This is a genomic window from Vibrio sp. 10N.261.51.A3, assembly GCF_041471965.1.
GTDB lineage: Bacteria > Pseudomonadota > Gammaproteobacteria > Enterobacterales > Vibrionaceae > Vibrio > Vibrio crassostreae_C.
In genome coordinates, this window is sequence record NZ_JBFRPK010000144.1 from 1 (window position 1) to 7,442 (window position 7,442).

Genomic DNA, 7,442 nt, shown 5'->3' on the forward strand with positions numbered 1-7,442 from the left:
TTTTACTTTAATTGGTATGACTTGATTTTATTACTCATTTGACGTGATACGAACCCTATAAATGAGTTGGGTTGACGTATTTAAAATGATTGATATTTGGGAGGGAAGCTATGGCCGCTATTCCTGATCATACAAGCGATTTAGAATATGAGCTTTGTTATTTTGATGATGGTTCAATAACCACAATCACGATATTGGTTGACAATCGACAGGAAGCGATGACTTGGTATCTTAGCGAAGGAAAACATATCAACGATCTTTATTCGATAAGACCCGATGAATAATGCTTTGGTATAGAGGACTAGGTCGATAAACCTAAGATAAGAAACTTAAGTGGCATTTTGTGGAACACCCTTTACTGCAATGCCATTAATTAGCAATGTCGTTAATTAGACATATCGCAGCAAAGGGATTCAGTCTCGAATTACTTCAGGATTCGGGCGCGGAATTGACGACCCTTCATTTTACCTGATTCGATTTTGTTCAGTGCTTTTTTAGCCACAGATCTTTCTACCGCTACGTAAGCACGCATTGCAAACAGATTGATCTTACCTACTGATTTACCATCAATGCCGCCTTGGCCCGTCAGTGCGCCAAGAATATCACCAGCACGAAGCTTAGCTTTCTTACCGCCATCAATTTGGATGGTAACCATGTTTGAGTAGTACGGCTTAGCAATTGGTTTTGCTGGCAGTTCAGATGGCTCGATTGGCATGTCCATGTACTCATCAATTTGAGCAACACGGTACATCTCTTTTTCGCTAAAGAAGCTGATCGCTACGCCTTTGCTTCCTGCACGGCCAGTACGACCAATACGGTGTACGTGAACTTCAGGGTCGCGAGACAATTCAAAGTTGAACACAGCATCTAGGTTATCAACATCAAGACCGCGAGCCGCAACGTCTGTCGCCACTAGAATCGAGATGGTTTTGTTTGAGAACTGAACCAAAGCTTGGTCACGTTCACGCTGTTCCATGTCACCATGAAGTTCGATAACACTGAAACCGCGGTGGCTTAGCTCATCGTTTACGTTCTGCACTTCTTTCTTAGTGTTACAGAACACAACCGCAGACTCCGGTTGGTGATGAAGTAACAGCAACTCTAGAGCGTCATCACGAGCTTCAGAACCTTCTAACTTGTAGAAGTGTTGTTGGATGCTTGAGTGATCGTGTGTTGATTCAACCTTCACCATTTCTGGATTGCGCATAATGCGGTCTGCAACAGATTTGATCTGTTTAGGGAAAGTCGCACTGAATAGCAGAGTTTGGCGTTCTTTTGGCGCCGCTTCAATCACAGCATCCAAAGCGTCTTGGAAACCCATCTCTAGCATGCGATCCGCTTCATCTAACACAAGTGTGTTCAGCTCAGACAGGTCAATGCGGCCTTTCTCTAGGTGATCAAGAATACGACCAGGTGTGCCCACAAGAATGTGTGCGCCATGCTCTAGTGAACCAATCTGTGGGCCCATTGGCATACCGCCACATAGTGTCAGCACTTTAATGTTGTGAATACCACGAGCAAGAGTACGAATCTCTTTTGCTACTTGGTCTGCAAGCTCACGAGTCGGACATAACACTAAAGACTGAACACGGAAACGCTTAACGCGTAGGTTCTGCAGCACGCCTAAACCGAAAGCAGCTGTTTTACCTGAACCCGTTTTACCCTGACCGATAACGTCCTTGCCATTTAGGATAGTAGGAAGACTTAACGCTTGGATCGGCGTCATTTCAGTATAACCAAGAGAATCTAACGTATTTAGAAGCTCTGGTTTAAGGGCGATTGAAGAGAATTTTGAAGTGCTCAATGGAAATATCCAACTGGTGAAAAACAGAGTGCATTATGAGTGTTTTTGAAAATTATTCCACCTTAATCACAGTTTTGGAGAAACATGTTAGGCGAACACAAAAAAGCCAGCTTACTTAGCTGGCTTTGACTTCTATACGAATTGCTTTCTATGGCACACCGTGACCTTTAGATGCCACCCATACGCGATACCACTGTTCGCGCGTCAGCTCGATTTTCAGTGCATCAACGGCCGTCTTCACACGCTCAATCTTACCAGAACCAATAATTGCAATTGGACTAGATGGTAAACGACGAACCCAAGCGTAAATCACTTGATCAATGCTGTCTGCACCGACTTCTTGACGAATCGCCTCTAGCTCATCACGAACGCGAACCGCTTGCGCTGAATCACCACTGAAGATGCTACCACCACCGAGACAAGACCACGCCATCGGGTGAATGCGGTTCATCTGCAGTTGATCTAGCGTGCCATCATGAGCCACTTCGAAGTTCAATGGGTTGATTTCAACTTGGTTGGTCACTAACGGCTTACCGAGTCGAGATTGAAGCAGTTCGAACTGACGCGGTGAAAAGTTAGAAACACCGAAGTGCTTAACTTTACCTACTTTGTGTAGCTCTGCGAACGCTTCTGCTACTTCATCGGCATCCATTAACACGTCAGGGCGGTGAATCAACAATACATCGATATCGTTAACACCTAAGTGCTCTAATGAGTTATTTACTGATTGGTAAATATGCTGCGCGCTGGTGTCATAGTGATTGATCTTACGATCTGGAGTGTGGTCACCACATAGGTTGATATCGCACTTGGTGACGATTTGAATATCATCACGAAGGCTTGGTTCAAGCGCTAACGCCTCACCAAACAACTTTTCACATTGGTAGTTACCGTAAATATCCGCGTGATCAACAGTTGTGATGCCAAGATCAATATGTTGCTTCAGGAAAGTCAGGCGTTGTTGCGGGGTCATGCCCCACTCTGCTGTACGCCAGTATCCTTGCACCAGCTCAGAAAGTTCTGGGCCTTGTGGCGCTATCGTTACTCTTGCAACCATGGGTTGTCTCCTTTATCAATACTGAACGTATCCTAATCTCGTTTTACCGAAGGCTCAACGTATAACAAATGGCAAAGCTAAACGCTTATTAAAAATGTGAGAGCCGCAGAAAAACGAACACTTAAATGAATTATAACTTGCTGTCTGCCCGCGAGCCGTTCTCCTGAAAGGCTTGTTTAGCCTAATAAATAACGAAACTATCTATAAATTTGAGCAATTAAAAACGATTAAGTTCAACCGTTAAGTTGTCACCATCACTCTGTAACTGAATCCAAGGAGAAGTAGAGCTAGAAGAAGATAAGCTAGGCACATTCCACACACTCAGTTGCTCTGCTGAACCGTGAGGCGCGTTGATGAATTCGACCAGCTGTTTATCCACCTTATCGAAACCAACACCTTCATTTCGAGCTTGTTCGAGTTGAGCTGTAACATCGAATTCATCTTCACCAATACGAATTGAACTGAGAGCAAAGCCATCTTGGCGAAGGTATGCCTGAAGCTTTGTGTAACTTAGGTCCGAATATGGCAGGTTTAAGAGAACCGTTTCGACACTTGAGTCCCCCAACTCCAGTTCAACATACACATCCAGGTCGTAATATTGGGTTAAGTCACTGCACAACAAAGTACCTTCGATCTCACCACAATCCATCAACTCGATATCATTAATATAGTTTTGAGAATTCGGCAGACTTGGGCTGCTGTTAAATACTGTTCTTAGCCACCAGCTTTCGGTTGCTTGCGCTGAAAATGAAATAGCATTGAGGGACAGCATTAGAGGCAAGATTAGAACTTGAAAGATTTTCATCGACTGGGCTTATTTAGCGCTATATGAAGTGTCCATTATACGTGACCAAACGACAAACAACTGCTCGAGTCGCAAATTTTAGGCGAAAAAAAACGGGCATACATGCCCGCTAGATAATTTCATCACCGAATAACGTAATCCGTCACGTTGAGAACCATTACGAAAGAGAGAATATCACTCTCCCACAACAGTTACAACATGACATACCCATTACTTGTAGCCACCTTCAATAGCAGGCTCTTCAAGCGACAATCTGACTTTGTTACGTTGAATAGCTTCTGGCGGCAAGCTGATGAAGCCGTATTGGTTCAAAACGACTTGATGAAAAGGTAACTTCTATGCCGTTATACTTAACATCACAAAATACATTCAATGAATGTGTCATAATGTTGAAATTACTGGTTAAATTTCAAGGAATGTCATGACTGCAACGAACTATCTCAACCAATTGAATCAAAAGTATCTTGCGACTCATAAAGCGAAAGAAGACTTCTTTTGGGATACATATATGGGTATCAGTGACGACCACGATGGTTCGACACTCGCACAGACTCAGTGGACGGAATTTCTAAGCTCTGCCGAACAGATTACTGCTATCGAAACGCAACTCGCTGCTATTGATGAAATTCAAGATCCTCTCGAAAAAGAGAGTACGCTGACAGGCTTGAATGGTTGGTTGGCGACCTTTAGATCTCACACTATTGAGTCTGAGCAGTCACAGAAGCTTAAATCCGATCTCATAAAGTTTGAGGCTGAACTGTTTGAGAAAAAACAGAATCATGTAATGACTTACGTAAATGAAACAGGTGATGAAACAGAAGGATCGCTGCCCGTTTTAGGTTCAGCCGTTAGAAGTAATGGTAATGAACAAGTTAGGCTTTCTGCACATCAAGCATTATTAGATTTAGAGCAATGGCTGCTGGTTAACGGCTTTATTGAGCTGATCAAAAAACGTAACCAATTTGCTCAATCACTGGGGTTTAAAACCTTCTTTGATTACTCGGTGGTAAAAACCGAACAGATGACGACAGAACAACTGTTTACGATTCTGGATGACTTCGAAGCACGCACGCGTGATGGCCATCAGCAAAGCCTAGCCAATTTGGCAGAACAAAAAGGCGAGAATGCACTTCAAGCCCATAACTTTACCTACTCTTTTGCAGGTGACGTTATGAATGATCTTGATCCTTATGTTCCGTTCTCAAAGTCACTTCGACGCTGGATTGAATCTTTTGGTCGCCTCAACATTGAATACTCTCAAGCGACATTGAAACTCGATTTACTTGATCGCAAAGGAAAATACCCTAATGGCTTCTGCCATGGCCCTATCCCTTCTTTCTATGACCAAGATGCTTGGGTTGCGGCCCAAGTTAATTTCACTAGCAACGCTAAGCCCGATCAAATAGGCAGTGGCTATGATGGGATTAACACACTATTTCACGAAGGTGGTCACGCGGCGCATTTTGCTAATGTAAAAATGAACGCCCCTTGTTTCTCTCAAGAGTTTGCGCCGACTTCGATGGCTTATGCTGAAACACAATCCATGTTCTGCGACAGCTTGTTAAATGACGCTGACTGGCTAAAACAGTACGCTCTAAATGCGGACGGGCAACCTGTGCCAGATGATCTAATTAAAGCCATCATCGACAATAAACAGCCCTTCCGAGCTTACCAAGAACGCAGCATTCTTGTGGTTCCATATTTCGAGCGAGCCCTGTACGAATTAGCTGATGAAGACCTCACGCCTGAAAAAATCGCGGCACTTGCTCGTAGCAGTGAAAAGGCAATTCTTGGATTGTCTTGCAGCCCTCGTCCACTGATGGCGATCCCTCACTTATTGTCTGATGAAGCATCTTGCTCATACCAAGGTTATCTATTGGCTCATATGGCGGTGTATCAAACACGAGCTTATTTCACCGACAAGTTTGGTTACTTAACAGATAACCCAGAGATCGGGCCTTTGTTGGCGAAACACTATTGGCATAAAGGCAATAGCGTGAACCATAACGGTACAATCGAAAGCCTGACTGGGGAAGGTTTTAATGCCAAATATCTCGCTGACGAGTGTAACTTATCGCCAGAGGAGGCTTGGGCGATTGAGGAGCAAAAAATCAAACAGCTGTCGACAAGAGAACGTGCACCAGTCGCGGATTTGAATGCGAAGGTATCGATCGTTGATGGAGCAACTGAATTAGCGAATAATGCAAAGTCGAATGACCAAATGTGTGATGATTTTGAGCACTTTATTATTGAGCAATACGGTCGATAGATTGAGTTTTAATGCTAATGAAAAAGGCAAAAATGAGTAGTGACATAACTCATTTTTGCCCCAAAGTGAGTTTTGGACGAGATGATGTACTTCGTAGTTATTGAGTATTACCCTAAATATTTCTAATAGGATTTATGCAAATTGAATGATTGCCTGACGCTACACAGCCTAGTATGAACAAGATCACACATTTTGTATGAGATTTGAGTAATAATCACGTAATTGTATGCTTATAACCCGATGGAATTATGGAAGAAGAAATTGAATCAACGTTATCAGGCGTGGCCATTTTCAAAACACTTCCTGTGTTAATCCAACAAAAAATCATAAACTTTTTTATGTGCGATGAATGGTTAGGAGTAGATGTTGAAGATGTGCGCTGTACTTTAAGCGCAGGAAAGGACTACAAAGTATTTTATTCAGTGGTTAGTCTTCTGTCATTTATATCAACATCTGCATATGAAGGGGTTGTTTCATATAAAATGCCATTAGATACGTTGGATGATTTTAGTGATTGGGCAGACACTTTCATGCCTAAAATCCTAGAAGATGACGTTTTTTCGACTGTCATGTTTTCATTTGATATGACGGATGATTTTGAGTTCTACGTAGTTGTTTTTTGAAGAAATAAACAACTAGCATTTGTTGATATTTTGTAAGGCTTAATATTACTAATTTGAGTGTATACGCTTCATGAACCCACAGGTCGCTTACATAGATGCGCAAGAATCTAATGCTGGAAAATGACTGTGATGATACCCCTGTAAATAATGCTCAGATTATCCCCTAACTGCATAGATAGTCTCACTATGGCATGCGAAATATTTAACAAGCATAGGCAACCATAAAGTCAAAACTGTCACGCTTTTTGTTACAAAGCCACGCTATTTTCGCCTGCCGTTAGTGTTACACGTACTAGAGGAATAACTATGATAAATTTTGATAATGAAAATTTCAAAGAAAGATTGTCAACACTCACATTGCCGAGTGAACAGTTTTACAACCTAGTAGACGAAAAGTACTTTAATAACAATGGCGGAGTATATATTTTACGTAGCTTTAAGCAAAACGGTTCAACACCCTCCGTAATTCCTAGATGTTTAGGCAATGATTCAACAGGGATTCTTTATATTGGTATGGCCAAAGAATTTACTCATCGAACAGGCGATTTAGCAAGGGCATTTGATGGGAAATACAAACAAAAAAAGCATGATTGTGCTGTGCGGTACAATAGTAATAAAGCTTGGAATGTGGTTTACCCAAAGGAAGATCTAATCATCTCTTTCTTCATTTCTAATGAACCAAGGAGTTTAGAAGAAAAGTTTCTTACATCTTACATTACTCAATTTGGTGAAGTTCCACCACTAAATAGTCATAGTTGATACTATAGTACATGTTGTTCTTCCCAACACGACTGGATACTAAATTAAACGATTTTCCATACCTATCGTTATTCATTACTTGCTAATATTTGATTTCTTGAAACTCATTTCTGTCCGTGCGACCT

The 7,442-nt window shown here is 42.0% G+C and carries 7 protein-coding genes and 1 pseudogene; 4 read left to right on the forward strand and 4 right to left on the reverse strand.

The genetic code is table 11. The annotated features are described in order from the left end of the window. Positions 1 to 110: 110 nt before the first annotated feature. Entirely contained in the window at positions 111 to 284 is a 174-nt protein-coding gene (locus AB4371_RS22220; RefSeq protein WP_372150675.1) for an RNA helicase, read from the forward strand. Between the two features lie 140 nt (positions 285 to 424). Here the strand turns inward: AB4371_RS22220 and dbpA are convergent, their stop codons facing one another. The 4 genes and pseudogenes from dbpA to AB4371_RS22240 all read right to left on the reverse strand — a co-directional run. Then, entirely contained in the window at positions 425 to 1,804 is a 1,380-nt protein-coding gene (dbpA, locus tag AB4371_RS22225; protein ID WP_017064348.1) for an ATP-dependent RNA helicase DbpA, read from the reverse strand. Positions 1,805 to 1,952: 148 nt separating this feature from the next. Continuing rightward, entirely contained in the window at positions 1,953 to 2,861 is a 909-nt protein-coding gene (locus tag AB4371_RS22230; protein ID WP_372150676.1) for an aldo/keto reductase family oxidoreductase, read from the reverse strand. A 217-nt stretch (positions 2,862 to 3,078) separates the two neighbouring features. Next, entirely contained in the window at positions 3,079 to 3,666 is a 588-nt protein-coding gene (locus tag AB4371_RS22235) for a hypothetical protein (protein WP_372082810.1), read from the reverse strand. A gap of 210 nt (positions 3,667 to 3,876) precedes the next feature. Continuing rightward, positions 3,877 to 3,990 (reverse strand): annotated as a pseudogene (locus AB4371_RS22240) (phosphate ABC transporter substrate-binding protein); the annotation flags it as partial. A 97-nt stretch (positions 3,991 to 4,087) separates the two neighbouring features. Between AB4371_RS22240 and AB4371_RS22245 the strand changes: the two are divergent. The 3 genes from AB4371_RS22245 (at position 4,088) to AB4371_RS22255 (ending at position 7,317) form a co-directional block, all read left to right on the forward strand. Then, positions 4,088 to 5,935 carry a M3 family metallopeptidase gene (locus AB4371_RS22245; protein ID WP_372150677.1) on the forward strand — a complete coding sequence of 616 codons (1,848 nt, stop codon included), beginning with the start codon at positions 4,088 to 4,090 and terminating at the stop codon, positions 5,933 to 5,935. Between the two features lie 248 nt (positions 5,936 to 6,183). After that, entirely contained in the window at positions 6,184 to 6,558 is a 375-nt protein-coding gene (locus tag AB4371_RS22250) for a hypothetical protein (protein ID WP_017068797.1), read from the forward strand. Positions 6,559 to 6,864: 306 nt separating this feature from the next. Then, a complete protein-coding gene (locus AB4371_RS22255) occupies positions 6,865 to 7,317 on the forward strand; it encodes a hypothetical protein (RefSeq protein ID WP_017068798.1) in 453 nt (150 codons plus the stop codon). Positions 7,318 to 7,442 lie beyond the last annotated feature (125 nt).